The organism is Brevibacterium marinum (assembly GCF_011927955.1).
In the GTDB taxonomy this organism is placed as follows: Bacteria; Actinomycetota; Actinomycetes; order Actinomycetales; family Brevibacteriaceae; genus Brevibacterium; species Brevibacterium marinum.
In genome coordinates, this window is record NZ_JAATJN010000001.1 from 2,874,727 (window position 1) to 2,898,902 (window position 24,176).

25 protein-coding genes are annotated in these 24,176 nt (G+C 66.4%); all 25 read right to left on the bottom strand.

All coding sequences use genetic code 11. From position 1 onward, the window contains the following. Positions 1 to 2: 2 nt before the first annotated feature. Positions 3 to 413, bottom strand: coding sequence for a PH domain-containing protein (locus tag BKA07_RS12755; RefSeq protein WP_342449057.1), 411 nt, complete (start codon positions 411 to 413; stop codon positions 3 to 5). Between the two features lie 31 nt (positions 414 to 444). Next, positions 445 to 1,284, bottom strand: coding sequence for an ATP phosphoribosyltransferase (gene hisG / locus BKA07_RS12760; protein ID WP_167951223.1), 840 nt, complete (start codon positions 1,282 to 1,284; stop codon positions 445 to 447). A gap of 103 nt (positions 1,285 to 1,387) precedes the next feature. Then, positions 1,388 to 1,651 (bottom strand): phosphoribosyl-ATP diphosphatase, encoded by a 264-nt coding sequence (locus tag BKA07_RS12765; RefSeq protein WP_167951224.1) that lies wholly within the window; start codon positions 1,649 to 1,651, stop codon positions 1,388 to 1,390. 80 nt (positions 1,652 to 1,731) lie between these two features. Continuing rightward, positions 1,732 to 2,397: a nicotinamide mononucleotide transporter family protein gene (locus tag BKA07_RS12770; RefSeq protein WP_167951225.1), complete on the bottom strand. Its 666-nt coding sequence runs from the start codon at positions 2,395 to 2,397 to the stop codon at positions 1,732 to 1,734. A gap of 11 nt (positions 2,398 to 2,408) precedes the next feature. Further along, positions 2,409 to 3,071 (bottom strand): ribulose-phosphate 3-epimerase, encoded by a 663-nt coding sequence (rpe, locus tag BKA07_RS12775; RefSeq protein ID WP_167951226.1) that lies wholly within the window; start codon positions 3,069 to 3,071, stop codon positions 2,409 to 2,411. A gap of 1 nt (position 3,072) precedes the next feature. After that, positions 3,073 to 4,437 (bottom strand): RsmB/NOP family class I SAM-dependent RNA methyltransferase, encoded by a 1,365-nt coding sequence (locus BKA07_RS12780; RefSeq protein WP_167951227.1) that lies wholly within the window; start codon positions 4,435 to 4,437, stop codon positions 3,073 to 3,075. A gap of 5 nt (positions 4,438 to 4,442) precedes the next feature. After that, positions 4,443 to 5,384 carry a formyltransferase family protein gene (locus BKA07_RS12785; RefSeq protein WP_167951228.1) on the bottom strand — a complete coding sequence of 314 codons (942 nt, stop codon included), beginning with the start codon at positions 5,382 to 5,384 and terminating at the stop codon, positions 4,443 to 4,445. A gap of 54 nt (positions 5,385 to 5,438) precedes the next feature. Continuing rightward, a complete protein-coding gene (locus BKA07_RS12790) occupies positions 5,439 to 7,502 on the bottom strand; it encodes a primosomal protein N' family DNA-binding protein (RefSeq protein ID WP_167951229.1) in 2,064 nt (687 codons plus the stop codon). After that, complete coding sequence (gene metK, locus BKA07_RS12795; protein WP_342449058.1) at positions 7,502 to 8,704, bottom strand: methionine adenosyltransferase; 1,203 nt, start codon at positions 8,702 to 8,704, stop codon at positions 7,502 to 7,504. The genes BKA07_RS12790 and metK overlap by 1 nt, the downstream gene beginning before the upstream one ends. Further along, positions 8,701 to 9,951 carry a bifunctional phosphopantothenoylcysteine decarboxylase/phosphopantothenate--cysteine ligase CoaBC gene (coaBC, locus tag BKA07_RS12800; protein ID WP_167951231.1) on the bottom strand — a complete coding sequence of 417 codons (1,251 nt, stop codon included), beginning with the start codon at positions 9,949 to 9,951 and terminating at the stop codon, positions 8,701 to 8,703. The genes metK and coaBC overlap by 4 nt, the downstream gene beginning before the upstream one ends. Further along, positions 9,948 to 10,283 (bottom strand): DNA-directed RNA polymerase subunit omega, encoded by a 336-nt coding sequence (gene rpoZ / locus BKA07_RS12805; protein WP_167951232.1) that lies wholly within the window; start codon positions 10,281 to 10,283, stop codon positions 9,948 to 9,950. Before rpoZ ends, coaBC begins: the two co-directional genes overlap by 4 nt. Before the next feature lie 12 nt (positions 10,284 to 10,295). Further along, the gene (gene gmk / locus BKA07_RS12810; protein ID WP_167951233.1) at positions 10,296 to 10,859 is read right to left on the bottom strand and encodes a guanylate kinase; all 564 of its coding nucleotides are present in this window, start codon (positions 10,857 to 10,859) and stop codon (positions 10,296 to 10,298) included. 19 nt (positions 10,860 to 10,878) lie between these two features. After that, a complete protein-coding gene (gene mihF / locus BKA07_RS12815) occupies positions 10,879 to 11,190 on the bottom strand; it encodes an integration host factor, actinobacterial type (protein ID WP_167951234.1) in 312 nt (103 codons plus the stop codon). A gap of 152 nt (positions 11,191 to 11,342) precedes the next feature. Beyond that, positions 11,343 to 12,191: an orotidine-5'-phosphate decarboxylase gene (pyrF, locus tag BKA07_RS12820; protein WP_167953184.1), complete on the bottom strand. Its 849-nt coding sequence runs from the start codon at positions 12,189 to 12,191 to the stop codon at positions 11,343 to 11,345. Beyond that, positions 12,191 to 15,466, bottom strand: coding sequence for a carbamoyl-phosphate synthase large subunit (gene carB, locus BKA07_RS12825; RefSeq protein ID WP_167951235.1), 3,276 nt, complete (start codon positions 15,464 to 15,466; stop codon positions 12,191 to 12,193). The genes pyrF and carB overlap by 1 nt, the downstream gene beginning before the upstream one ends. A gap of 11 nt (positions 15,467 to 15,477) precedes the next feature. Beyond that, positions 15,478 to 16,629, bottom strand: a complete 1,152-nt coding sequence (gene carA, locus BKA07_RS12830) for a glutamine-hydrolyzing carbamoyl-phosphate synthase small subunit (protein ID WP_167951236.1) — start codon at positions 16,627 to 16,629, stop codon at positions 15,478 to 15,480. Continuing rightward, the gene (locus BKA07_RS12835; RefSeq protein ID WP_167951237.1) at positions 16,626 to 17,120 is read right to left on the bottom strand and encodes a PH-like domain-containing protein; all 495 of its coding nucleotides are present in this window, start codon (positions 17,118 to 17,120) and stop codon (positions 16,626 to 16,628) included. Before BKA07_RS12835 ends, carA begins: the two co-directional genes overlap by 4 nt. Further along, positions 17,105 to 18,424 (bottom strand): dihydroorotase, encoded by a 1,320-nt coding sequence (locus BKA07_RS12840; RefSeq protein ID WP_167951238.1) that lies wholly within the window; start codon positions 18,422 to 18,424, stop codon positions 17,105 to 17,107. The genes BKA07_RS12835 and BKA07_RS12840 overlap by 16 nt, the downstream gene beginning before the upstream one ends. Further along, positions 18,417 to 19,397, bottom strand: coding sequence for an aspartate carbamoyltransferase catalytic subunit (locus tag BKA07_RS12845; protein ID WP_167951239.1), 981 nt, complete (start codon positions 19,395 to 19,397; stop codon positions 18,417 to 18,419). Before BKA07_RS12845 ends, BKA07_RS12840 begins: the two co-directional genes overlap by 8 nt. Next, the gene (gene pyrR / locus BKA07_RS12850; protein ID WP_167951240.1) at positions 19,394 to 19,942 is read right to left on the bottom strand and encodes a bifunctional pyr operon transcriptional regulator/uracil phosphoribosyltransferase PyrR; all 549 of its coding nucleotides are present in this window, start codon (positions 19,940 to 19,942) and stop codon (positions 19,394 to 19,396) included. The genes BKA07_RS12845 and pyrR overlap by 4 nt, the downstream gene beginning before the upstream one ends. A gap of 127 nt (positions 19,943 to 20,069) precedes the next feature. Then, a complete protein-coding gene (gene nusB, locus BKA07_RS12855) occupies positions 20,070 to 20,477 on the bottom strand; it encodes a transcription antitermination factor NusB (RefSeq protein ID WP_167951241.1) in 408 nt (135 codons plus the stop codon). Further along, positions 20,478 to 21,038, bottom strand: coding sequence for an elongation factor P (gene efp / locus BKA07_RS12860; RefSeq protein ID WP_167953186.1), 561 nt, complete (start codon positions 21,036 to 21,038; stop codon positions 20,478 to 20,480). It lies immediately after the preceding gene. A gap of 115 nt (positions 21,039 to 21,153) precedes the next feature. After that, on the bottom strand, positions 21,154 to 22,269 hold the full coding sequence (gene aroB / locus BKA07_RS12865; RefSeq protein WP_167951242.1) for a 3-dehydroquinate synthase: 1,116 nt from the start codon (positions 22,267 to 22,269) through the stop codon (positions 21,154 to 21,156). Between the two features lie 79 nt (positions 22,270 to 22,348). After that, the gene (locus BKA07_RS12870) at positions 22,349 to 22,972 is read right to left on the bottom strand and encodes a shikimate kinase (protein ID WP_167951243.1); all 624 of its coding nucleotides are present in this window, start codon (positions 22,970 to 22,972) and stop codon (positions 22,349 to 22,351) included. Beyond that, entirely contained in the window at positions 22,969 to 24,174 is a 1,206-nt protein-coding gene (gene aroC / locus BKA07_RS12875; RefSeq protein WP_167951244.1) for a chorismate synthase, read from the bottom strand. Before aroC ends, BKA07_RS12870 begins: the two co-directional genes overlap by 4 nt. Positions 24,175 to 24,176: the final 2 nt, after the last annotated feature.

Here is a 24,176-nt window from a genome sequence, read left to right on the forward strand (position 1 = left end):
TCCTATTCCTCCTTGAAGTGGGTCCATTCGGCGATGAGCATGCGCAGTCGCCGACATTCCTCGTGAGCCTTCGGTCCATCCGCGTGTTGGATCGCCATCACGGCGTACGTGGTGCCGTCCGTGAGATCGAGTGTCGGCCACGGATCGTCGCCCTCCGGTGAGAAGGCGACCCCGAGGATCTGCCCCCAGGCGAAGGTCCGCGTCCTCACCATGTTCTTGACGACCAGGCCCGCTCGGCTCGGTCTCGCCTGGATGTCGGCCACTCGCAGCAGTGCGGCCGCGAAGATGACGCCCAGTACGTTCATCCATATCACGTCGAGCGGAGTCCAGGGTTCCCAGTCCACGACGAGCAGGGCGACGGACAGGATCGCGAAGCCGATGAACAGCGCCACGGAGCCGACGATGCTGATCACGCGCACCTGGCGGGGTCTGAAGACGCGGAAGTCAGATTCGGCAGGCGCCAATGTTCGTCACCAGAATCGCACGGGCACCGACCGCGTAGAGACGGTCCATGACATTGTTGACCTCTTTGGACTCGACCATGACCCGGGCCGCGACCCATCCCGTCTCCTGCAGAGGGGAGATAGTCGGAGATTCGAGGCCGGGTGTGAGTCCGAGGGCTTCGGGCAGGAGGCGCTCTTCGATGTTGTAGTCGACGAGGACGTACTGCCGGGCCACCATGACGGATTCGAGTCGCCGCCGCAGCACCTCGATCGAGGCTGCCGCTCCATCCCTCTGGACGAGGACGGCCTCGGACTCGAGCAGTGGTTCGCCGAACGTCTCGAGCCCTGCGGCACGCAGGGTGCTGCCCGTCTCGACGACGTCGGCGATGGCATCGGCGACGCCGAGCTGGATGGAGACCTCGATGGCACCGTCGAGCTGCACGGTCTTCGCGTCGATGCCCCGGGCCTGCAGGTCCGAGTCGACGAGGTTGGGAAAGCTGGTGGCGATTCGCGCGCCCTCCAGCTGGGCTGGTGAGGAGAAGGAGCCCGTGACGCCGGCATAGAAGAAGCGGGAGGCTCCGAATCCGAGTCCCATGACCTCCTGGGCCTCGGCCTGCGACTCGAGCAGCAGGTCGCGACCGGTGATGCCGGCGTCGAGGATCCCGGATCCGACGTAGACGGCGATGTCACGGGGCCGAAGGTAGAAGAATTCGACGTCGTTGACTTCGTCCTGATGGACGAGGGTCTTGCTTCCCCGGCGGGTGGAGTATCCGGCTTCGCCGAGCATCTCGGAGGCGGCTTCGGACAGTGCGCCCTTGTTCGGCACGGCTACACGCAGCATGGTGTCCTTTTGTGTTTCATCGTCTGAGGCGGGCTCTTGGAATGTGCGGCTGAGTCAACGTCAGCGGCCGAGTCAGCGTCGGCGGCTGGGTCGGAACGGTCGTCTACAGGTGCGAGTTGACGTCGTCGAGGCTGAGGTCCTTGGCGAGCATGAGCACCTGCAGGTGGTAGAGCAGCTGCGAGATCTCCTCCGCAAGTTCGTCCTTGGTCTCGTATTCGGCCGCCATCCAGACCTCTGCGGCCTCTTCGACGACCTTCTTCCCGATCGCATGGACTCCGGCATCGAGTTCGGCCACGGTCTTCGAGCCCTCCGGGCGATCGTGGGACTTCTGCAGGAGTTCGGCGTAGAGCGAGTCAAAGGTCTTCACGAATCCAGCCTAATACATCGACGTCATCGGGCTCACACGGGGTCTCGGTCGTCAGGACGGTCTCGGTCGCGACGACGGATTCAGTCGTCGGGACGGCGATTGATGTCGGTGGCGCCGAGGTGCGGCGCGGAGATCGTCTGCCGTGATCTCTTCGACCAATCGATGAAGCCGATGACGACCATGACGAGGAAGATGAGGTAGACCGCTCCGGAGAACACGAGCCCACCGGCCACAGCCAGGGGAATGCCGACGAGGTCGACGGCCAGCCACACGAACCAGAACTCGACGATGGCCCGCCCCTGCGCGTACATCGCCACGAGCGAGCCGATGAAGATATAGGCGTCCGGGTAGGGATTCCAGGACCAGCCGCCCAGGGCCAGGACGTAGCCGAATACGCCTGTGCCCAGCAGGAGGGCGGCGATCAGCAGCAGACGCTCCTTCCAGCTCGCCCAGCGCACGATGACCTCGCCCGCGGCCTCGCGGGACTTCTTCCACTGCGTCCAGCCCCATATCGCGGCGACGATGATGACCACCTGGCGGGAAGCATTTCCTCCCAGCCCAGCGGAGATGCTTGCGGAGAAGAGGAGGATGGAACCCGTTATCTGGACCGGCCATGACAGGATGTTGCGGCGCAGCGCGAGGACCACCGTGGCCAGGGCGCAGATGTTGCCGAACAGGTCGGAGTACGGCACCGGTTTGCCCAGCAGTTCGAATGCCGGGGTGTTCAGCCAGTCGAGCAGTTCCATAGCGACTCTCTTCAGTGCACGTGGGCGGCTGCGAGTTCGCGCAGCCCTGTTATCGCGGTGGCGGCGTCCTCGGCACCGTAGACGGCGGAACCGGCCACAAGCACGTCGGCTCCGGCGTCGACGACGCGTTCGATCGTCGACGTCGACACTCCCCCGTCGACCTGCAGTCTGATCTCAAGTCCCGCGGCCGAGATCGCCTCCCGGGTCCGCCGGATCTTCGGCAGGCAGACGTCGAGGAACTTCTGTCCGCCGAAGCCGGGCTCGACGGTCATGATGAGGATCTGGTCGAACTCGCCGAGGAGGTCGATGAAGGGTTCGATCGGGGTCGCCGGCTTGAGCGCGAGGCTGGCCCTGGCCCCCAGCTTCCGAATCTCCCGGGCCAGGCGCACGGGGGCTGCGGCCGCCTCGGCGTGGAAGGTCACCGAGGAGCAGCCGAGTTCGGCATAGACGGGGGCGTGCCGATCCGCCTCGGCGATCATCAGGTGCGCGTCGAGCGGGATCGGGCTGATCGCATGGATCCGTTCGAGAACGGGTGGGCCGAAGGTCAGGTTCGGGACGAAATGGTTGTCCATCACGTCGATGTGCGCCATGTCGGCCGTGCTGATCTTGGCCAGCTCACCGCGCAGGTCCGAGAAATCGGAGCTGAGGATGCTGGGATTGATCTCGATCGCCATTTCAGTTCGCCTTCCGCATCAGGGCCAAGAACATTCCATCGGTGCCGTGGATGTGTGGCCACAGCTGAGCGTATCGCCCCGCTCCCCGACTCACCGAGGTGAAACTCTCTGCTTCGGTGCCGGTGACCTCGGCGAGGACGGTCGGGGCGTCGAGGATCTCGACGTCCTCGTCCCTCGCGCGGACGCGCAGGACGTCGTCGACGACGAGAACGGTCTCCGCGTAGTGGGGCGAGCAGGTCGCGTAGGCGACGACTCCGCCCGGGGCGCACGCGTCCAGGGCCGCCCGCAGCAGGTCGCGCTGCAGTCCGGCCAAGGCGTTGATGTCCTCAGGTCTGCGTCGGTAGCGTGCTTCGGGGCGACGTCGCAGGGCGCCCATGCCGGAGCAGGGGACGTCGACGAGGACTTTCGCATAGGGACCCGTGGCCTCGCGGGCGTCGCGGACTTCGCTGACGACGTTGTCGAGTGCCTGAGTGGAGGACCTCACGAGTTCGACCCGGTGCTCGCTCGAGTCGAAGGCGTCGAGGCCCGTCCCCGACTGCTTCGCGATCGCGGCGAGGACCGCGGCCTTGCCGCCGGGACCGGCGCACAGGTCTGCCCAGGTGCCTGACGGGGCTGCGACGTGGGCCAGAGCGAGTGCCACGAGAGCCGATCCTTCGTCCTGTACGCGTGCCCGGCCGGCCGCGACGGCGTCGACGTCCTTGGGCACGGCGGTGTCGAGTGTAACGCCGATGGGTGAGAGCTCAGTCGGCTGGCCGGGCAGCTCGTCGCGGTCGACGAGCCCGGGCAGGGCCGAAACGCTCACCTTCGCCGCCGCATTGTCGGCGGCAAGGAGGGCTTCGAGTTCGACAGTCTGCCGTCCGTGGCCCTTGAGGGCCTGCGTCAGGGCACGGACGATCCATTCGGGGTGGGAGTATTCGATCGCCTGCGCCCCCACCTCGGTGGTTCCGTCGGTGACACGACGCAGCCAGTCGGTCCGGTCGATCTCGGAGACCCGCCGCAGGACGGCGTTGACGAACCCGGCGGTCTTCGGGGCGTAGGACTTGATCACGGCCACGGTCTCGGACAGTGCGGCATGGTCGGGTACTCGCATGGACAGAATCTGGTGGGTGCCGAGCCGCATTCCGGCCAGAGGCTCTGCGTCGATGCGCTCGATCGGACGGTTGGCGGCGGAGGCGATGATCGCATCGTAGAACTCCTGTTGGCGCAGAGCCCCGTAGGTAAGTTCTGTCGTGAATGCCGCGTCCTGGGGATCCATGTGCGTGCGAGCGAGCTTGGCGGGCAGGAGGAGGTTCGCATAGGAGTCCTTCGTCGCGACGTCGACGAGGACCTCCCAGGCGATGCGGCGGGGCAGGTTCTTCGCAGGCATAGGTCTCAGGCTCCTTGCTCGGGGTGGGACTCGCGCGGGTCGAAACGGATGTCACCGTGTCCACGCAGATAGTCGGCCGCCGCCATCCGCGGCTTGCCGAAGGGTTGGACCTGCTCGACGCGGACCCAGCCGTCGCCGCAGCCGAGGACCGCCGTCTTCTGCCAGGTCGTCAGCAGGCCGGGCACCACCGGTGACGAGACCTCAGGGGCCATCCGGAGGCCGAAGAGCTTCGTCCGCTTCCCGTCGATCTCCGCCCAGGGGCCGGGACTGGGGCTGACTCCGCGGGAGCGGTCGATGACGGCGCGTGCTGTGTGGGTGAAGTCGAGGCGGGCGTCGCCGATGTCGATCTTGTCCGCGTGGGTGGGTTCTCCGGACTGCTGGGTCAGGACCGCGGTTCCGTCTTCGAGCTCGTCGAAGGCGGCGACCAGCTCGGGAGCACCCCTGTGCGCGTAGTCGTCGAGTGCTTCGGCGACATCGGCATGGTCCAGCGGCAGTTCGAGTCGGCGCAGGACGGGACCGGAGTCCATGCCCTCCTCGATCTTGAACACGCTGACGCCGCTGCGCGTCTGTCCCGCGATGAGCGCCCGTTGGACGGGTGCGGCTCCGCGGTGGGCCGGGAGGAGGGAGAAATGGAGGTTGAACCAGCCCAGCTTCGCGGTCGCCAGGGCCGCGGGTCCGGCGATGGCCCCGTAGGCGACGACGGCGACGGCATCGACGTCGAGGGCTCGGAGTTCGGAGATGACCTCGCCGCGCAGCCGGCTCGCTTCGATGACGTCGAGTCCGAGTTCGAGGGCGCGGGCTTTGACCGGCGATGGGGTGAGAACGCGCTTGCGTCCGACCGGGGCGTCGGGGCGGGTGAGGACGGCGCGGATGCGGTGCCTGGATTCGGCGAAGGCCTCGAGGGCGGGCACTGCGGCATCCGGGGTTCCGGCGAAGACGATATCCACTCGAGGAATTCTACTTGTTCACACACCGGTCGCGGCCATCGGGCATCATGAGGCTCACAGAGACTGCGGGTCGTCGATGCGGATGCGGACCTGGGGCAGCTTCTTCGCGGAACGTGAGGCGGACAGGTGCGTCAGCTGTTCGCCGACCGAGTCACCTGCTGAGATCGGGTATGCCGCGACCGCCTTCTGATCGTCGCCGTCGTCGTCGCGGATGAGTTCGCTCAGTTCCGGAACGGCGGTGAGCACGGAGTCGATGTCGGCGCCCGCACCGGTGAGTTCGACGATGCGACGGTAGGGCGGGAAACCGAGTTCCCTCCGGTCGCGCAGCGACCTGGACATGGTGGTCACCGGATCGAAGGTGGTCACAGTGGTCCGGATCGTCTCGTCGTCATCGCCGAGGTAGACGACTCCCCCGGCCGTGCGCGGCCTGACGAGGACCGCCGCGCGCAGTCGTCGGCTGACCCCTTCATCGGTCGAGCGCATCCACGGCCCCGGCCATAGGGAGTCCAGCAGCACGGCGCACGCGTATCCGCCCAGGGCATAGGGTTCGGCACCCGTGGTGGCCACGACGAGGCGGGGGCTGTCATCGATGGCGACGGGGATGTCGTCGCCACCGGATTCGAGGATCTCGATGCCCGGCAGGGCCCTGCGCAGCTCCTCGACGGTACGGCCCCGGCCGCGCACGATCGAGCGAACCTGATTCGAGCGGCAGCGTCCGCACGAGAACGAATCGGAATGGTATCCGCAGGCACGGCAGGCGAAGGGCCCGACCTCCGACTGGGTGGTCAGGGTAGCGGAGCAGCGCGGGCAGCGGGCGACTTCCTGGCATCGTGCGCACGCGAACACGGGGTAGTAGCCCGAACGTGGGACTTGGACGAGGACGGGGCCGAGAGCGTTCGTGTCCTTGGGCCCGGGACGCAGCGCTGCGCGCATGAGCTGCCAGGCGCGTGAGGGGATGCGCTGCCGGGCGAAGGGGTCGCGTTCCTCGTCCGGGACGAAGACCCGTGGGGCGCCCTCACGTCGGTCGGGACCGGTAGGGCTGGACTCGCGCAGCCAGCCGATTTCGACGAGTCGTTGGATCTCGGCGCTGCGGTCAGTGGACACGAACAGGAGTCCGGTGGATTCGATCGTCGAACGCAGCAGGCACACTTCCCTGGCATGGGGGTAGGGAGCGTGCTGGTCGAGGTAGTTCGAGTTCGAGTCGTCGAAGCAGATGATGAGCCCGAGTCCCCGGATCGGGGCGAAGGCGGCCGCTCTGGTGCCGATCGTGACCCGGGTCCGGCCGAGCAGGCCATGCAGCCATGCCGTCCACCGCTGCTCGGGAGACTGGTCGGCGCTGAGCACGGAGTACGCGGGAAGGTCCGTGCTCGCGTCGAGGGCCGCCGAGAGCACGGCGAGCTCACGATGGTCGGGAACCAGCCACAGCACCGATTCCCCTGCGGCCAGGGTCGCTCGGGCTGCGGTGAGGCCGGCAGTGATCCAGCTCAGTCCCGGGGTGGAGCCGGGGACGCAGGTGAGGGCGACCCGTGGGTGCTCGGCGGCTGGAAACGGGTCAGATTCGTCGGCAGGAGCCTGTCCGACGATCCAATCGCCGAGGCGCTCGATCGTATCCGCAGAATCGTCGGCTGCGCTGTCGCCGACTGCATTCACGTCAGCCTTCGGTCGGCGCGATGGGACCGAGTCCTGGCTCGCCGCCTTCTCAGCCTTGAGCACCGCTTTTTCGGCCCGCGCGTGGCGAGGTGGGATGGCCAGGCGAAGGACGTCTGAGAGAGTACCGGCGTAGCGGCGTGCAGTGGCTTCGCCAAGTCGCAGCAGTTCGGGGGTGAGCACGACGACGGGGCTGGTGATGCGTTCGATGGTGGCCAGCGGTCCGATGTGTTCGGTCTCCTCGACCCGTTCGAGGAGGAATCCGTCTCTCAACTTGCCGGCGAACTTGACTCGAACACGCACGCCCGGTCGTGCTGTGGCGGCGAACTTCTCCGGCACGGCGTAGTCGAAGGCCCGGGCCAGGTGCGGGACCGGGTGATCGATGAGCACCTGTGCCACGGGGTCCTCCGGCGCCAGCGGCACCTGCCCGATGGCCGAAGTGCCTGTGTCGATGGGAAGAGGTTCGTCCATCAAGCCGAGGATACTGCACGCAGCAGATCGTCGGCGCGGTCCGTGACCTCCCAAGTGAATTCGGGGAGCTCACGGCCGAAGTGTCCGTAGGTCGATGTCTGGGAATAGATCGGGCGCAGAAGGTCCAGCTCCTGGATGATCATGGCCGGGCGGAGGTCGAAGACCTCACGGATGGCCCTCGAGATCGCGTTCGGGTCGACCTTCTCGGTGCCGAACGTCTCGACGTAGAGTCCCATCGGGTCGACTCGGCCGATCGCGTAGGAGACCTGGACCTCGGCACGGTCGGCCAGTCCTGCGGCGACGACGTTCTTCGCCACCCACCGCATGGCGTAGGCGGCGGAGCGGTCGACCTTCGACGGGTCCTTCCCGGAGAAGGCTCCCCCACCGTGGCGGGAGTATCCGCCGTAGGTGTCGACGATGATCTTGCGTCCCGTCAGTCCGGCGTCGCCCATCGGTCCGCCGGTGACGAATGGGCCGGCCGGGTTGATGTGGATGTTCGCATGGCTGTCGTCGAGTCCCGATCCGGCGATGACCGGGTCGATGACGAAGTCCTTGATCTCGGCATGGAGCTGGTTCTGGTCGACGTGCCCGGCGTGCTGGGTCGACACGACGATGTTCTCGATCGAAACCGCTTCGTTGCGATCGTAGCCGAGTGTCAGCTGCGTCTTGCCGTCGGGGCGCAGGTAGTCCAGCGCCCCGGTCTTGCGCACCTCGGAGAGCTTCTCGGCCATGCGCGAAGCCAGGTGGATCGGCACCGGCATGAGCACGTCGGTGGCGTTGTCCGCGTAGCCGAACATCAGCCCCTGGTCACCGGCGCCCAGGCTGGAACCGTGATCGGATTCGACCGCTTCGCGGAAGTCGAGGGGATTCGTCACACCCGAGTGGATGTCGGTGGACTGACTGCCGATGGAGACGGAGACTCCGCAGGAATGGCCGTCGAAGCCCGTGTCCGAAGAGTCGTAGCCGGTCCCGGTGATGAGTCTGCGGACGATGCCGGCCACATCGGCATAGGCAGCGGTGTTGACCTCTCCGGCGACATGGACGAGGCCGGTGGTCACCATCGTCTCGACGGCGACTTTGGCGCTCGGGTCCTGACTGAGCAGGTCGTCGAGGACGGCGTCGCTGATCTGGTCGCAGATCTTGTCGGGGTGGCCCTCGGTGACGGATTCGGACGAGAAGAAGCGCAGATTAGATTGACTCACGCCGACGATTCTACGCATTCCAGGCGATCGGCGAGAGCCGCGATGACCTTTTCCGAAACATCGTCCTTGCTGCCCCGAAATTCCTCGCCGGCGATGACCCGATCTCCGTCGGCGGAGAGAATCTGGACGGCGGTGTCGTCGTGGCCGAAGGCTCGGTCCTCGGAGACGTCGTTGAACACGAGGAGGTCAACGCCCTTGCGGCGGAATTTGGCCTTCGCGTAGTCGAGGGCGCTGTGATCGGAGTCTCCGGTCTCGGCGGCGAACCCGATGATGTGCTGTCCCCGCCGACGTGCTCCCACGAGCCCGACGAGCACGTCGGGGTTCTGGATCAGCCTCAGGGTCATCCCCTCGTCGCCCGACTTCTTCATCTTCGAGTCGGTGCGATCTGCCGGGCGGTAGTCGGCGACGGCGGCGGACATGATGATGGCATCGGCGTCGGGCTGAGCAGTCTGCATCACGGACTGCAGGTCGAGCGTCGATTCGACCTCGGTGACGCTGATGGCCTCGGGCAGGCCCGCCAGCAGGCCCGAATCGACGTTCGCGGCCACGAGGTGGGTCCGGGCTCCCGCGGCGGCCGCTGCTCGTGCCAGGGCGATCCCCTGTTTTCCCGAGGAGCGGTTGCCGAGGAATCGGACCGGATCGAGCGGCTCCCTGGTCCCGCCGGCGCTGATGACGATGTGTCTGCCCGCCAGCGGAGCGGGCTCGGCCGACACCCGCTCCGCGGAGGCGGCTGCGGACAGGGCGAAGTCGATGATGGCCTCGGGCTCGGGCAGCCGACCGGGACCGGAGTCCGGCCCGGTGAGGCGCCCGACTGCGGGGTCGAGGACATGGATGCCACGCTGCTTCAGAGTCGCGATGTTGGCGACGGTGGCTGGATTCTGCCACATCTCGGAGTGCATGGCCGGGGCGATGACCACCTCGGCGGTCGTGGTCAGGACCGTGGCAGTCAGGAGGTCATCGGCGATGCCTGCGGCGAGTTTGGCCACGGTGTTGGCCGTGGCCGGGGCGATGACGACGAGTTCGGCGTCCTGTCCGATGCGGACATGGTTGACCGATTCCACCTCGTCGAAGACGTCGGTGGTCACCGACTGCGAGGACAGTGCCTCGAAGGTGGCCGCGCCGACGAAGTTCAGTGCACTGGCGGTGGGCACGACCTTGACGCTGTGCCCGAGTTCCCGGAGCCGCCGGATGACATGGCACGCCTTATAGGCCGCGATTCCACCGGCGACGCCGAGTACGGTTCTCACTGGTCGCTGAAGTCCAGTGCGCCGTCGTTGCTGACAGCCGGCTGCGCAGGCTCTTCAGCGGCGATGGCACCGAAGTCGGCTTCGGTGACCTCGCGGGCCACGATCTTGCCTTCGTTGATCTCGCGGAGCGCGATCGACAGCGGCTTCTCGTGGGTGCCCGGCGTCACGAGCGGACCGACGTTCTCGAGCAGTCCCTCTTGGAGCTGAGCGTAGTAGGAGTTGATCTGGCGCGCTCTCTGAGCGGCGATGGAGACCAGTTCGTACTTCGAACCGGTCACGGTCAGCAGTTCATCAATCGGAGGATTGGTGATGCCTTCGGGCTGTGCAGGCAATGATTGTCCAATCTAATCGGAAATGGATATACCCATCAATGATATGAGTTCTTCGGCCGCAGTGCGAACGTGGCCATTGACGATGGTGACGTCGAACTCGGATTCGGCCCGCAGCTCCTGCTCGGCCGTGGTCAGTCGACGCTCCTGTTCGGCAGCCGATTCCGTGCCCCGCCCCGTGAGTCGCGATACGAGTTCCTCCCAGCTGGGCGGGGCCAGGAAGACGAACAGAGCATCGGGCATCTTCTCCTTGACCTGCCGCGCTCCCTGAAGATCGATCTCGAGCAGGGACGGGATCCCCTGGTCCAGCTTCTGCCGAACCTGGGCCGAGGGTGTGCCGTATCGATGCCGACCGTGGACGACCGCGTACTCGAGCAGCTCGCCTCGAGCGATGAGTGAATCGAACTCATCATCGCTGATGAAGTGATAATGAACACCATCGGTCTCGCCGGGTCGCCGCGGCCGCGTGGTCGCGGAGACGGAGAACCAGACCTCGGGATGATGATCTCTGATGTACGCGCTGATGGTGCCTTTTCCGACCGCGGTGGGGCCCGCGAGGACGGTCAGTCGATTATTCACAGATCTATTGTTCACACATTCAGGAGTATTTCTCCAACAGGGCGTCCTTCTGGTGCACGCCGAGGCCCTTGATGCGTCTGGATGATGCGATCCCGACGTCATCCATGGCCGCTTCCGCACGGCGGTCTCCGACGCCGGGCAGCGACCGCAGCAGATCGACGACCCGCATCTTCGCGAGTGCCTCATCCGCGTCAGCCTTATCGAGTACGGCCGCGAGATCGGTTTGACCATTCTTCAATGCAGTTTTGACCTCGGCTCGGGCCTGACGCGCTTTGAACGCCTTGTCAAGAGCGGCCGAACGCTGCTGCGGGGTCAAAGGTTCGAGTGCCACATTATCTCCTCTGTCACCATGAACGGGCAGGTAGGGAAGTTGCTTCAGTCTAAAACAAAAACCCTCGTGAGAGGCACAAAGTGAGCAAGAAAACTCACGAGTCGGTAAAACTCGTCGCTGTCGGCGATGCTTTCGGTCCCCGCATGGCGTCCTCACCGCACCTGTGTCAGGGACTCGTTGAGCGCCTGCGCTGCGGCGCGCACGCCGTCGGGGCCGGCGCTGAGCACGGCACGAGAGGTCGTGGCCAGGATCTGATCGGAGGCGATGGCATCGGCACCGAAGACCTCGATCAGTTCATCGATGCCGGCCCCTTGGGCACCGACGCCCGGTGCCAGGATCGGGCCGTTGCACGCCGTCGGCTCGAATCCGAGCTCACGTGCCGCGGAGCCGATGGTCGCGCCGACGACCAGACCGAACCGGCCCGGCCGAGCCTCCGCGTTGCGGGCGGCGACCTGGGCGACGATCGAGCCGGCCACGGAGTCGCCGAACCCGGGCATGGACTGTTCGCGCCCGGCGTGCTGAATCTCCGCCCCCTCTGGGTTCGATGTCAGGGCGAGGACGAACACTCCCCGATCATGGGCCTCGGCGAGTTCGAAGGCCGGTTCGAGCGCGCCGAATCCGAGGTAGGCAGACACCGTGATCGAATCCGCGGCCAGGGTCGAGGCAGGATCCAGATAGGCCCGGGCGTAGGCCCCCATCGTCGAACCGATGTCCCCGCGTTTGACGTCGAGGACGCTGATGAGTCCCTGGTCCCGGCAGGCCGCGAGAGTCTCTTCGAGAACCGCGATCCCGGCCGACCCGTACTGTTCGTAGAACGCCGACTGCGGTTTGACCGCGGCGACACTGCCGGCGAGCTGGGAGACCGTGCGCAGCGAGAATTCGCGCACCCCGGCGGCTGTGCGCGGCAACCCCCAGGCATCGAGGAGATGGTCATGGGGGTCGATGCCGACACACAGCGGTCCGCGTTCGGCCATTGCCGCCTGCAGGCGGGCGCCGAACATCACGCGCTCCAATCCTGCAGGCTGCGCACCTTGAACCTGTTGTCACGGACGACCTCGAGCGAGGTGACTGCGGCGGCGAATTCCGCGAGCGTGGTGATCAACGGCACGGAGTTCGCTGTCGCCGAGGCGCGGATCTCGTAGCCGTCCGCCCGCTCCTGCCGCCCCGACGGCACGTTGATGACCATGTCGATCGTGCCGGCGCTCAGGTAGTCGAGCACCGTCCGGTCCTCGGCATCGGCCTCGAAGTGCTTGTGCACCTGTGTCGTCTTGATGCCGTAGCGGGAGAGCACCGCGGCGGTGCCCGTCGTGGCGACCACATCGAATCCCATGTCGACGAGCTCCTTGACCGGCAGGACCATGGCGCGCTTGTCCCGATCGGCGACGGAGACGAAGACCGTGCCGGACGTCGGCAGTTCGATGGAGGCCGCGAGGAGCCCCTTCGCGAAGGCCGTCGGGAAGTCGTGGTCGATGCCCATGACCTCTCCGGTCGAGCGCATCTCGGGCCCGAGGACCGAGTCGACGACCTTGCCCTCGACCGTGCGGAAGCGACGGAACGGCAGCACCGCTTCCTTGACCGCGATGGGGTGGTCCAAGGACAGGGTCGAACCGTCGCCGGACTCGGGAAGCAGACCGGCGCGCATATCGGCGATCGTGCGTCCGACGGCGATGAGCGCCGCGGCCTTCGCCAGCTGCGTGGATGTGGCCTTCGAGACGAACGGCACGGTCCGCGAGGCGCGGGGATTGGCTTCGATGACGTGGAGGACGTCGGCGGTGATGGCGAACTGGATGTTGAGCAGTCCACGTACGTTCGTGCCCTCGGCGATGGCCAGGGTCGCGGCCCGGACACGCTCGAGCACGTCGTCTCCGAGGGTCAGCGAGGGCAGCACGCAGGCGGAGTCGCCCGAGTGGATGCCCGCTTCCTCGATGTGCTCCATGATCCCGCCGATGAAGATGTCGGTGCCGTCGTAGAGGGCGTCGACGTCGATTTCGATGGCGTCTTCGAGGAACCGGTCGACGAGGACGGGGCGGTCCACCGAGATCTCTGTGGCGGTGGCCATGTAGTCGACCAGCTGGGTGCGGTCGTAGACGATCTGCATGCCGCGGCCGCCGAGCACGTAGGAGGGGCGGACGAGGACCGGGTAGCCTATGTCCTCGGCGATCCGCTCGGCTTCCGCATACGTCACCGCGGTGCCGTGCTTCGGTGCGGTGAGTCCACCACGGTCGAGGACGGTGCCGAATTCGCCGCGGTCCTCGGCGAGGTCGATGGCCTCGGGCTGTGTGCCCAGGACCGGGACACCTGCGGCCTTGAGCTTGTCGGCCAGACCCAGCGGGGTCTGACCGCCCAGGGTGCACACGACGCCGAGCACGGGGCCGGCGGCCGCCTCGGCGTGGTAGACCTCCATCACGTCTTCGAAGGTCAGAGGCTCGAAGTAGAGGCGATCAGCCGTGTCGTAGTCCGTCGAGACGGTCTCCGGGTTGCAGTTGACCATAATCGTCTCGAAGCCCGCATCGGCGATGGCCATCGTCGCGTGCACACACGAATAGTCGAACTCGATGCCCTGCCCGATCCGGTTCGGTCCCGAGCCGAGGATGATCACCGCGGGCTTCTCGCGGGCTTCGACCTCGGTCTCCTGGTCGTAGCTCGAGTAGTGGTATGGGGTGTGGGCGGCGAACTCACCGGCGCAGGTGTCCACGGTCTTGAACACCGGGCGGATGCGCAGGGCGTGACGGACCCCGGTGACGACTCCGGTCTCGAGGCTGCGCAGGGCAGCGATCTGCTCATCAGAGAAACCATGGTTCTTCGCGACCTCCAGCACCTGGGCGTCGAGCTCCTCGGCAGTGGAGACGAATTCTGCGACTTCGTTGATGAGTTCGATCTGATCGAGGTACCACGGATCGATCTCGCAGGCGTCGAAGACCTCGGTCCTGCTCAGTCCGGCCGCCAATCCGCGCTGCACGAAGTGGATGCGGTCGGCAGTCGGGTGCGAGATCGATTCGAGGACGGATTCCTTCACGTCCACGTCGCTGATGTCAGGCAGATCGGTCCAGCCGAATGAGGCATCGTGCTGCTCCATCGACCGCATGGCCTTCTGCAGGGCGGTGGTGAAGTTGCGCCCCAGGGCCATGACCTCGCCGACGGATTTCATGGTCGTGGTCAGAGTCGGGTCCGCTGCGGGGAACTTCTCGAACGTGAACCGTGGGATCTTGACCACCACGTAGTCCAGCGTCGGCTCGAAGCTGGCCGGTGTGATCTTCGTGATGTCGTTGGGAATCTCATCGAGCGAGTACCCCACGGCCAGCTTCGCGGCCATCTTGGCGATCGGGAACCCGGTCGCCTTCGACGCCAGGGCCGACGAGCGGGAGACACGCGGGTTCATCTCGATGGTGATGATGCGTCCCGTCTTCGGGTCGACGGCGAACTGGATGTTGCAGCCGCCGGTGTCGACGCCGACGGCGCGGATGATGGATATGCCGATGTCGCGCATCGACTGGTATTCGCGGTCGGTCAGGGTCAGAGCCGGGGCCACCGTGATCGAATCGCCGGTGTGCACGCCGACTGGGTCGACGTTCTCGATCGAGCAGACGACGACCACATTGTCCCTGTGATCGCGCATGAGTTCGAGCTCGTACTCCTTCCAGCCGAGGATCGACTCCTCGAGGAGCACCTCGTGCGTGATCGAGTCGGACAGGCCCGCACCGGCGATGCGACGCAGGTCGGCTTCGTCATAGGCCAAGCCGGAGCCGAGGCCGCCCATGGTGAAGGAGGGACGCACGACGAGAGGGTAGCCGAGGTCCTCGGCCCCGGCGATCGCCTCGTCGAGGCTGTGGCAGATGACGGACTTGGCCACCTCGGCGCCGCATTCCTCGGCGATGTCCTTGTACTTCTGCCGATCTTCGCCGCGCTGGATGGCGTCGACGTCGGCGCCGATGAGCTCGACACCGTGCTTCTCGAGGATTCCCGCATCGTGGAGGGCGATGGCCGCGTTGAGCGCCGTCTGACCGCCCAGGGTCGGCAGGAGCGCGTCGGGGCGCTCCTTGACGATGATCGATTCGATGATGTCGGGATCGATCGGTTCGACATAGGTGGCGTCGGCGACATCGGGATCGGTCATGATCGTCGCCGGGTTGGAGTTGATGAGGATGACGCGCAGGCCCTCGGCCCGCAGAACACGGCATGCCTGGGTGCCCGAATAGTCGAATTCGCAGGCCTGACCGATCACGATGGGACCGGAGCCGATCACGAGAACGGATGAGAGGTCTTGTCTGAGTGGCATGGGTTCTCTCCTTAGGCCTGTGTGACCTGGGAAGCGGACATGAGGTCGATGAAACGATCGAACAGGTAGCTCGAATCGTGGGGTCCGGCGGCGGCTTCAGGGTGGAACTGCACCGAGAAGGCGGGAGTGTCGAGGCACTGGAGGCCTTCGACCACGTTGTCGTTGAGACACACGTGGGAGACGGTGACCCGCCCGTAGCTCGCATCGTGTGGGGCCTGCGTCTCGCCCTCCAGAGGTGCGTCGACGGCGAAGCCGTGGTTCTGCGAGGTGATCTCGACCTTGTCGGTGGTGCGGTCCATGACGGGGACGTTGATGCCGCGGTGACCGAAGGGCAGTTTGTACGTCCCGAATCCCAGCGCCCGGCCCAGGAGCTGATTGCCGAAGCAGATTCCGAAGAACGGGACCTCGGCAGCGAGCACCTCGCGCAGGAGTTCGACCTGTGCGTCGGCGGTTGCCGGGTCGCCGGGGCCGTTCGAGAAGAAGACCCCGTCGACTCCCAACGCCTGGATCTCGGCGAAGCTCGTCGTCGCGGGCAGAAGGTGGACGTCGATGCCGCGTTCGCTCAGCCGTTCGGGAGTCATCGATTTGATGCCCAGGTCCACGGCGGCGACGCTGAACCTCTTCTCGCCCACTGCAGGGATCAGCTTCGGTTGAGTGATCGAGACCTCTTCGGCCAGTTTCGCCCCCGCCATGTGCGGCGATCCCTGTACTTTGGCCAGCAGCTCGTCGGCAGCGGCGTCGGCGGCTGGTCCGGAGAAGATGCCCATGCGCATGGCTCCTGCTTCGCGCAGGTGCCGGGTCAGGGCGCGGGTGTCGACGTCGCTGATGCCGACGATGCCCGAGTGTTCGAGGCGGGTGGACAGGTCTCCGATGGAGCGCCAGTTCGAGGAGATGCGGGAGGCGTCACGGACGACGTAGCCGGCGACCCAGATCTTCGCCGATTCGTCGTCGTCATCGGTGATGCCCGTATTGCCGATGTGCGGCGCGGTCTGAATGACGATCTGACGATGGTAGGAGGGATCGGTGAGGGTCTCCTGGTAGCCCGACATCGCGGTGACGAAGACCGCTTCGCCGAGGGTCTCGCCGATGGCGCCGTAGGCGGAGCCGCGGAAGGTGCGTCCGTCTTCGAGGACGAGGACGGCGGGGGTGGTGGACAGTCTCATTGTGCCTCTTCGATCATTTCGCGGATGCGGTCGACGGTGGGGGTGGTGCTGGCGGCGTAGCGGGCGCGGAAGCCGGTGTCGACGAGGGTCTCCCCCAGTCGCCACGTGATGCGCACGATGCCGCCGCGTTCGACGAATTTGCCGATCATGCCGGCGGTGGTGTCGACGGAGACGATGTCGCGCCTGGGGATCAGGAAGTCCTCGCGGCCCGCCAGATCCATGACCACTCCCCCGTCGGTGATGACGATCTCGCCGGTGGTCCGGATGCCCAGGCCGTGGACGGCCACTCGTTCGAGCGGGGATCCGGCCAGGGTCGTCGACACATAGGAGCCTTCGACGGGGTCGGCGAGGGGTTTGATGCCCATGTGCGGCTTCGCCGGCTGCGGCACCTCGGCCTGGTTCTTCTTCCGTCGGCTCCAGCCCCAGGTGATCGCGAGGATCAGGAGGACGAAGACGACTGCGATGATGATGACGCTCACTGGTCTGTCCATGATGCTCCTGCCGGGTGGGGTGTGCTGAGTCGGCCGCCGGAGAGCACCCGGTGGCCGTAGAAGAAGGTGTCCGTGATCGAGGTGGCGACCTCGAGTCCGGCGAACGGGCTGTTGCGGCCCTTCGTCGCATGCTCGTCGGGCACGATGGTGTGCGACGAGTCGGGATCGACGAGGACGATGTTCGCGCTGGCGCCGATCTCGAGGCTGCCGTGTCCCGTCGCTCCGGTGATCCGTGCCGGGCTCGCGGACATGACGCGGGCCAGATCGCCGAAGTCGAAGTCATAGTCGCGCATCGCTTCGACGACGATGGGCAGCGCCGTCTCCATGCCCACCATTCCCATGGCCGCCGCCGTCCATTCGCTGCATTTGTGCTCGGCGGTGTGCGGGGCGTGGTCGGTGCCGATGATGTCGATCGTGCCGTCGGCCAGGGCCTCGCGCAGGGCGGTGACGTCGGCTTCTGTGCGCAGCGGCGGGTTGACCTTGTAGACGGGGTCGAAGCTGCGCACGAGTTCGTCGGTGAGCATCAGGTGATGCGGTGTGACCTCCGCTGTGATCTCCACGCCTCTGGCCTTCGCCCATCTGATGATGTCGACGCTGCCCTTGGTGGACACGTGGCAGATGTGCAGGCGCGAGCCGACGTGTTCGGCCAGGAGCACGTCCCGGGCGATGATCGATTCCTCCGCCACGGCGGGCCAGCCCGGCAGTCCCAGCTCGGCCGAGACGACGCCTTCGTTCATCTGCGCGCCCTCGGTCAGGCGCGGCTCCTGGGCGTGTTGGGCGATGACTCCGTCGAAGGTCTTGACGTATTCGAGTGCCCTGCGCATGAGCAGCGGGTCCGAGACGCAGATTCCGTCATCGGAGAAGATCCGGACTCGAGCCGCGGACCGGGCCATGGCTCCGATCTCGGCGAGGTTCTGACCAGCCAGTCCGACGGTCACGGCCCCGATGGGCACGACCTCGGTGTAGCCGGCGGTGCGGCCGAGCCGGTGGACCTGTTCGACGACGCCGGCGGTGTCCGCGACGGGGGCTGTGTTCGCCATGGCATGGACGCATGTGAACCCGCCCGAGGCCGCCGAGCGCGATCCGCTCAGGATCGTCTCGGCGTCCTCTTTGCCGGGCTCCCGCAGGTGTGTGTGCATGTCGACGAGGCCGGGCAGGGCGATGAGCCCGGTGGCGGAGACGACTTCGATGCTGCTGTCTTCGGGATCGAGCAGATCGGGGTCGACGATCGTCGAGTCCTTGATCGCGATATCGGCGACTCCTCGGCCCAGCACATCGGCGCCGCGGATCAGATAATCAGTCATTGGTCTCCTCCTGACCTGTCAAGAGACGGTACAGGACCGCCATTCGCACGCTCACTCCGTTCTCGACCTGGTCGAGGATGAGGGCGCGCGGTGAGTCGGCGGCTGCCGCTGAGATCTCGAAGCCGCGGTTCATCGGCCCTGGGTGCATGATGAATGTCTCCTTCGGCAGTCCGGCGAGCCGGGCCGCTGACAGGCCCCACAGTCGGGCGTATTCGCGTTCGTTGGGGAAGAACGATTCGTGCATGCGCTCGTGCTGGACTCGCAGCATCATCACTGCCGCATAGTCGCCGCTGTGCAGAGCCTCGTCGAGGTCGTAGTGCAATGTCACCGGCCACGTCTCAACACCCCAGGGCAGGAGCGTCGGGGGCGCGACGAGGTGGACTTCGGCACCGAGGTGGGCCAGCAGGTGGACGTTCGAACGGGCCACTCGTGAGTGAAGGACGTCACCGACGATGGCGATCTTCGCGCCGTCGAGCCCCCGTCCCCGCGGGCCGTCCTTGACGACGCCCGAGCCGGAGAAGCCGCCGAGGGCGCGGCGCAGGGTGAAGGCGTCGAGCAGAGCCTGGGTGGGGTGTTCGTGGGTGCCGTCGCCGGCGTTGACGACGGGAACGTCGATCCAACCGGTGTGGGCGAGACGATGCGGTGTGCCCGAGCCGGCGTGTCGGACGACGAGAGCATCGGCGCCCATGGCGGAGATCGTCTGGATGGTGTCCTGCAGGCTCTCCCCCTTGGACACGGATGAGCCCTTCGCGGAGAAGTTGAGGACATCGGCGGAGAGCCGTTTCGCCGCTGCCTCGAAGGACAGGCGGGTCCGCGTCGAGTCCTCGAAGAACAGGTTGACCACGGTGCGTCCGCGCAGGACCGGCAGCTTCTTGACCTCGCGTTCGGAGACCTGGGTCATCTCCTCGGCGATGTCGAGGATCGCGATGGCCTCCTCTCGGCTCAGGGAGGCGGTGTCGAGGAGGTGCTTCAATCGCGGCCTCCCGAGATGGCGACCAGGTCCTCACCGTCGATTTCGGCCAGGGAGACGTTGACACGTTCGCTGCTCGAGGTGGGCAGGTTCTTCCCGACGTGGTCGGCGCGGATCGGCAGGTCGCGGTGTCCCCGGTCGACGAGGACGGCGAGGCGGACCTTCGCCGGACGGCCCAGGTCGGACAGGGCGTCGAGCGCGGCGCGGATCGTCCGACCGGAGAAGAGCACGTCGTCGACGAGGACGACGGTCTTCGAGTCGATGCCCCCGGCCGGTATCGCAGTGGGTTCGGGGGCTCGGTATGCGCCGCTGCGCAGGTCATCGCGATACATCGTGATGTCGAGGCTTCCGGCGAGTTCGCCCACCTTCTCGGGGACCGAGATGGCCGCGATCTGCTCGGCCAGGCGCCTGGCCAGGGGGACCCCGCGTCGCGGGATGCCGAGGAGCACGAGGTCGTCGCTGCCCTTGTTCGACTCGATGATCTCATGGGCGATGCGGGTCGTCGCCCGCTTCATGTCTGGAGCATCGAGCACTGTTCGCTGCGTCATGCTTCCCCTTCTCCGCCTCTCCGGACGGTGGTTAAAGGAGTGGTTCGATTCGATTGTAGCCCCGATGGGCGAGATCGATCCGCGAGTCCGGATTCCGGACTCGCGATGTCCGACTTGAGGTCGTGCCTCAGATCAGCGTCGGCTTGACGTCGAGGATGCGCGAGAGCAGCCCCGAGACGAAACCGGGCGAGTCATCCGTCGAGAACTGTTTGGCCAGGGAGACCGCCTCATCGATCGCGGCCTTGTCGGGCACCTCGTCGTTGAAGAGGATCTCCCAGGTCCCGATCTGGAGCAGAGCCAGGTCGACGGCCGGCATCCGCTCCAAGGTCCACCCCTGAGCATAGGTGGCGATGATCTCATCGATCTCCTCGCGGTGGCTCGTGATTCCGTCGACGATCTCCACCGCGTAGGCCTTCATCGGGTATTCGGGGTCGTTGGACCGCATGGTCACGACCTGATCGATGTCGAGACGCCGCTGTCCGGCCTCGAACATCAGCTCCAGGGCCCTGCGGCGAGCCCGCGTGCGCGCTGACACTTACTTGACGCGGCCCAGGTAGTCGCCGCTGCGGGTATCGACCTTGACCTTGGTGCCCTCTTCGAGGAACAGCGGCACCTGGATGTCGTAGCCGGTCTCCAGGGTCGCCGACTTCGATCCGCCCGTCGAGCGGTCGCCCTGCAGGCCGGGTTCGGTGTGCGTGATGACGAGCTCTACCGAGGGTGGCAGCTCCACCGACAGCGCGGTTCCCTCGTGGAAGGAGACCTGCAGATTCTGGTTCTCGAGCATGTAGTGGGCGGCGTCGCCGACGAGCTCGGGAGACAGCGCGACCTGGTCGTAGTCCTCGGCATCCATGAAGATGAAGTCGGTGCCGTCATTGTAGAGGTACTGCATATCGCGACGGTCGACATTGGCTGTCTCGACCTTGGTGCCGGCGTTGAACGTCTTGTCGATGCTTTTGCCGGAGAGCACGTTCTTGAGCTTGGTCCGGACGAAGGCCGGTCCCTTTCCGGGCTTGACGTGCTGGAACTCCAGCACCTGCCACAGCTGCTTGTCGATGTTGAGCACAAGGCCGTTCTTCAGGTCGTTGGTTGTCGCCACTAATCCGTCCTTCTTCGTGTCAGTCTTGGCCACCGCGAGGTGATCAGATGTGTCTGGCAGTTTCGCCAAACAGCAATTCTAGCAAGCTCGTCCATGACGGTGCACCTCAGGCCCCTCAGGTGAGGTCCGTGCCGAGCATGACCCGCGGCGAATCCACTCCGATCTCCTGATAGGCGGTGTGCAGGATGGAGATGTCGGGGATCTCCACCGTCGCGGGCGCTGCCACGTCGCCGAGGAGGACCATGCGCAGCATGGATCCGCGCGCCTTCTTGTCCCGCTTCATCGTCTCCAGCAGCTGGGGCCAGACATCGGCCCGATAGGTGGTGGGCAGACCGAGCTTGCTCAGCAGCTCACGGTGGAGGTCGACGGTCTCGATCGGAAGGCTCTTGACCATCGCGGCCACCTCCGCGGCGAAGACCATGCCCACGGACACGGCGGCACCGTGGCGCCACTGGTAGCGCTCCTTGTGTTCGATCGCGTGGGCGAGGGTGTGGCCGTAGTTGAGGATCTCCCGGCGTCCGGACTCTTCGAAGTCGTCGGCGACGACCTCGGCCTTGACCGTGATGGAGCGTTCGATGAGCTCACGCAGGACGGGACCGTCCACCTGGGCGATCTCGTCCTTCGAGTGGCTGCTCACGAGGTCGAGGATTCCGGGGTCGGCGATGAATCCGGTCTTGACGACCTCGGCGAGTCCGGTGAAGAGTTCGTTCTCCGGCAGGGTCTGCAGGGTGTCGAGGTCGACGAGGACGCCGGACGGGGCATGGAAGGAGCCGACGAGGTTCTTGCCCTCTGCCGTGTTGATGCCGGTCTTGCCGCCGATCGAGGCATCGACCATGCCCAGCACCGTTGTGGGGATGTGGATGACGGAGATGCCGCGCAGCCAGGTGGCGGCGACGAATCCGCCGAGGTCGGAGACCGCTCCCCCGCCGACGGTGATGATGGCGTCGGTGCGGGTGAAGTCGCTCTGGCCAAGCACCTGCCAGCAGAAAGCGGCCACCTGGACGTGCTTGGCCTCTTCGGCATCGGGGATCTCCGCGACGATCGCGTCGAGGCCGGTGGCGCGCAGGTCGTCACGGACGGTCTCTCCCGTGGCCCGCAGAGCCCGAGGGTGGATGACGAGCACCTTCTCCGCCCGGGGGCCGAGGAGCTCGGGCAGCTCGCCCATGAGTCCCTGCCCCACGAGAACCGGGTAGTTCCCGCCGGCTTCGACGTTGATGCGTGTGAGAGTCATTCGTGCACTTTCCCCTTTGCTGCCGCCGGGCATGACGGCCGGGCGGCTACCGAGCGCTGTAACCGTTGCGTCCTCAAGCCTAACTCTCGACTTCGCGGCCCGAGTACTTGGCATACTCCTCGGCCCGCTGCAGGCCGGTGAGGACATCGACGACGCGGTTGACGATCGTCGAGGGATGTGAGTTCGAGGCGTGGACGCGGAAGGTCGCGACCTGATCGTAGAGGGGCTCACGCTCCTTGACCAATGCCAGCCAATTCTCCACCGGAGTGCCGGCACCGCGCAGCAGTGGCCGGTGCGGGGAGTTGAGCCGGGTGATGACCGTGTCGACATCGATGTCGATGTGCACGACCTTGATCGCGTGGTGGCCCAATTGGGCGCGGGTCCCCGAGTTGAGGATCGCTCCCCCGCCGAGGGAGACGATGCCCGGCCGGTCGAGCAGTCGCCGCAGGGCACGGCGGACGACCTCGCGTTCGATGCGTCGGAAGTGGTCCTCACCGCGCTCGACGAAGATCTCGCCGATGACGCCGTACTTGTCGACGATGTTCGCGTCCGTGTCGATGAGCGGCAGATCGAGGCGGTCGGCGAGGAGGCGGCCGATCGTGGATTTGCCGGCGGCGGGCGGGCCGGTGAGGACGATGCGCGACTGCGCGGCCGGGACCGGCTCCAGTGGCGGAACCGGTTTCGGGTGCGGGCGTTGTGTCATCGGTCGATGTGGAGGTTCTCCGGAATGGAGGCCGCATAGGCGTCCAGGTTCCGTTTGGTCTCGGCCACGGAGTCGCCGCCGAACTTCTCCACCACGGCCTCGGCAAGGACGAGCGCGACCATCGCCTCCGCGACGACCCCGGACGCCGGAACCGCGCACACATCCGAGCGCTGATGGTTGGCCTTCGCGGGTTCACCGGTGGCGACGTCGACGGTCGCCAAGGCGCGTGGGACCGTGGCGATGGGCTTCATGCCCGCACGCACGCGCAGCGGGGAGCCAGTGGACATGCCGCCCTCGGTTCCACCGGCCCGGTTGCTCACGCGGTGGAAGCCGTCGTCGCCGACGGCCAGTTCGTCGTGGGCGGCCGACCCCGGACGCTTCGCAGTGAGGAAGCCGTCGCCGACTTCGACGCCCTTGATCGCCTGGATGCCCATCAGGGCTCCGGCGAGCCGTCCGTCGAGGCGGCGGTCCCAGTGCACGTGTGAGCCCAGGCCGGGCGGCAGATCGTAGACGAGGACCTCGACGACTCCGCCGAGGGTGTCACCGGCCTTCTTCGCCGTGTCGATCTCGGCCACCATGCGCGCCGACAGATCGGGGTCGAAGCAGCGGACGGGGTCGGCGTCGAGCGCGTCCACGTCGGAGGACAGAGGCAGAGGGGCTTCGGCAGCCGATTCGGCCGAGTTCTCCGCTCCCCCGATCGCCACCGTGTGGGAGACGAGCGTGATGCCGAGTTCGGCCAGGAAGTTCGCGGCTACGGTGCCCAGCGCGACGCGCATCGCCGTCTCCCGGGCCGAGGCCCGTTCGAGGATCGGCCGCGCCTCATCGAAGCCGTACTTCTGCATTCCGACGACGTCCGCATGGCCCGGGCGAGGGCGGGTCAGCGGGGCGTTCCTGGCCTGACCGGCGAGTTCGGCCTCGTCGATCGGGTCGGGACTCATCACGGTCTCCCATTTGGGCCATTCCGTGTTCCCCACCTCGACCGCCACGGGCGACCCGAGCGTGAGTCCGTGTCGCACTCCGCCGAGCAGACGGACCTCGTCCGCTTCGAACTTCATTCGCGCCCCGCGGCCGTAGCCCAACCGGCGCCGAGCCAGGCGCGCGCGGATGTCGTCCCTGGTGATCGGAACATGGGCGGGAAGCCCTTCAATGATCCCGGTCAGCGCTTCGCCGTGGGATTCGCCTGCAGTCAGCCATCTCAACATTC

What these genes read in the sequence shown, in the direction of transcription:
- BKA07_RS12840 (WP_167951238.1), bottom strand. Translation starts at nt 18,424, where the DNA reads ATGACTGATTATCTGATCCGCGGCGCCGATGTGCTGGGCCGAGGAGTC.
- aroC (WP_167951244.1), bottom strand. Translation starts at nt 24,174, where the DNA reads ATGTTGAGATGGCTGACTGCAGGCGAATCCCACGGCGAAGCGCTGACC.
- pyrF (WP_167953184.1), bottom strand. Translation starts at nt 12,191, where the DNA reads ATGTTCGGCGCCCGCCTGCAGGCGGCAATGGCCGAACGCGGACCGCTG.
- BKA07_RS12790 (WP_167951229.1), bottom strand. Translation starts at nt 7,502, where the DNA reads ATGGACGAACCTCTTCCCATCGACACAGGCACTTCGGCCATCGGGCAG.
- carB (WP_167951235.1), bottom strand. Translation starts at nt 15,466, where the DNA reads ATGCCACTCAGACAAGACCTCTCATCCGTTCTCGTGATCGGCTCCGGT.
- BKA07_RS12770 (WP_167951225.1), bottom strand. Translation starts at nt 2,397, where the DNA reads ATGGAACTGCTCGACTGGCTGAACACCCCGGCATTCGAACTGCTGGGC.
- carA (WP_167951236.1), bottom strand. Translation starts at nt 16,629, where the DNA reads ATGAGACTGTCCACCACCCCCGCCGTCCTCGTCCTCGAAGACGGACGC.
- BKA07_RS12835 (WP_167951237.1), bottom strand. Translation starts at nt 17,120, where the DNA reads ATGGACAGACCAGTGAGCGTCATCATCATCGCAGTCGTCTTCGTCCTC.
- rpe (WP_167951226.1), bottom strand. Translation starts at nt 3,071, where the DNA reads ATGGCGATCGAGATCAATCCCAGCATCCTCAGCTCCGATTTCTCGGAC.
- BKA07_RS12870 (WP_167951243.1), bottom strand. Translation starts at nt 22,972, where the DNA reads ATGACACAACGCCCGCACCCGAAACCGGTTCCGCCACTGGAGCCGGTC.
- pyrR (WP_167951240.1), bottom strand. Translation starts at nt 19,942, where the DNA reads ATGACGCAGCGAACAGTGCTCGATGCTCCAGACATGAAGCGGGCGACG.
- aroB (WP_167951242.1), bottom strand. Translation starts at nt 22,269, where the DNA reads ATGACTCTCACACGCATCAACGTCGAAGCCGGCGGGAACTACCCGGTT.
- BKA07_RS12780 (WP_167951227.1), bottom strand. Translation starts at nt 4,437, where the DNA reads ATGCCTGCGAAGAACCTGCCCCGCCGCATCGCCTGGGAGGTCCTCGTC.
- hisG (WP_167951223.1), bottom strand. Translation starts at nt 1,284, where the DNA reads ATGCTGCGTGTAGCCGTGCCGAACAAGGGCGCACTGTCCGAAGCCGCC.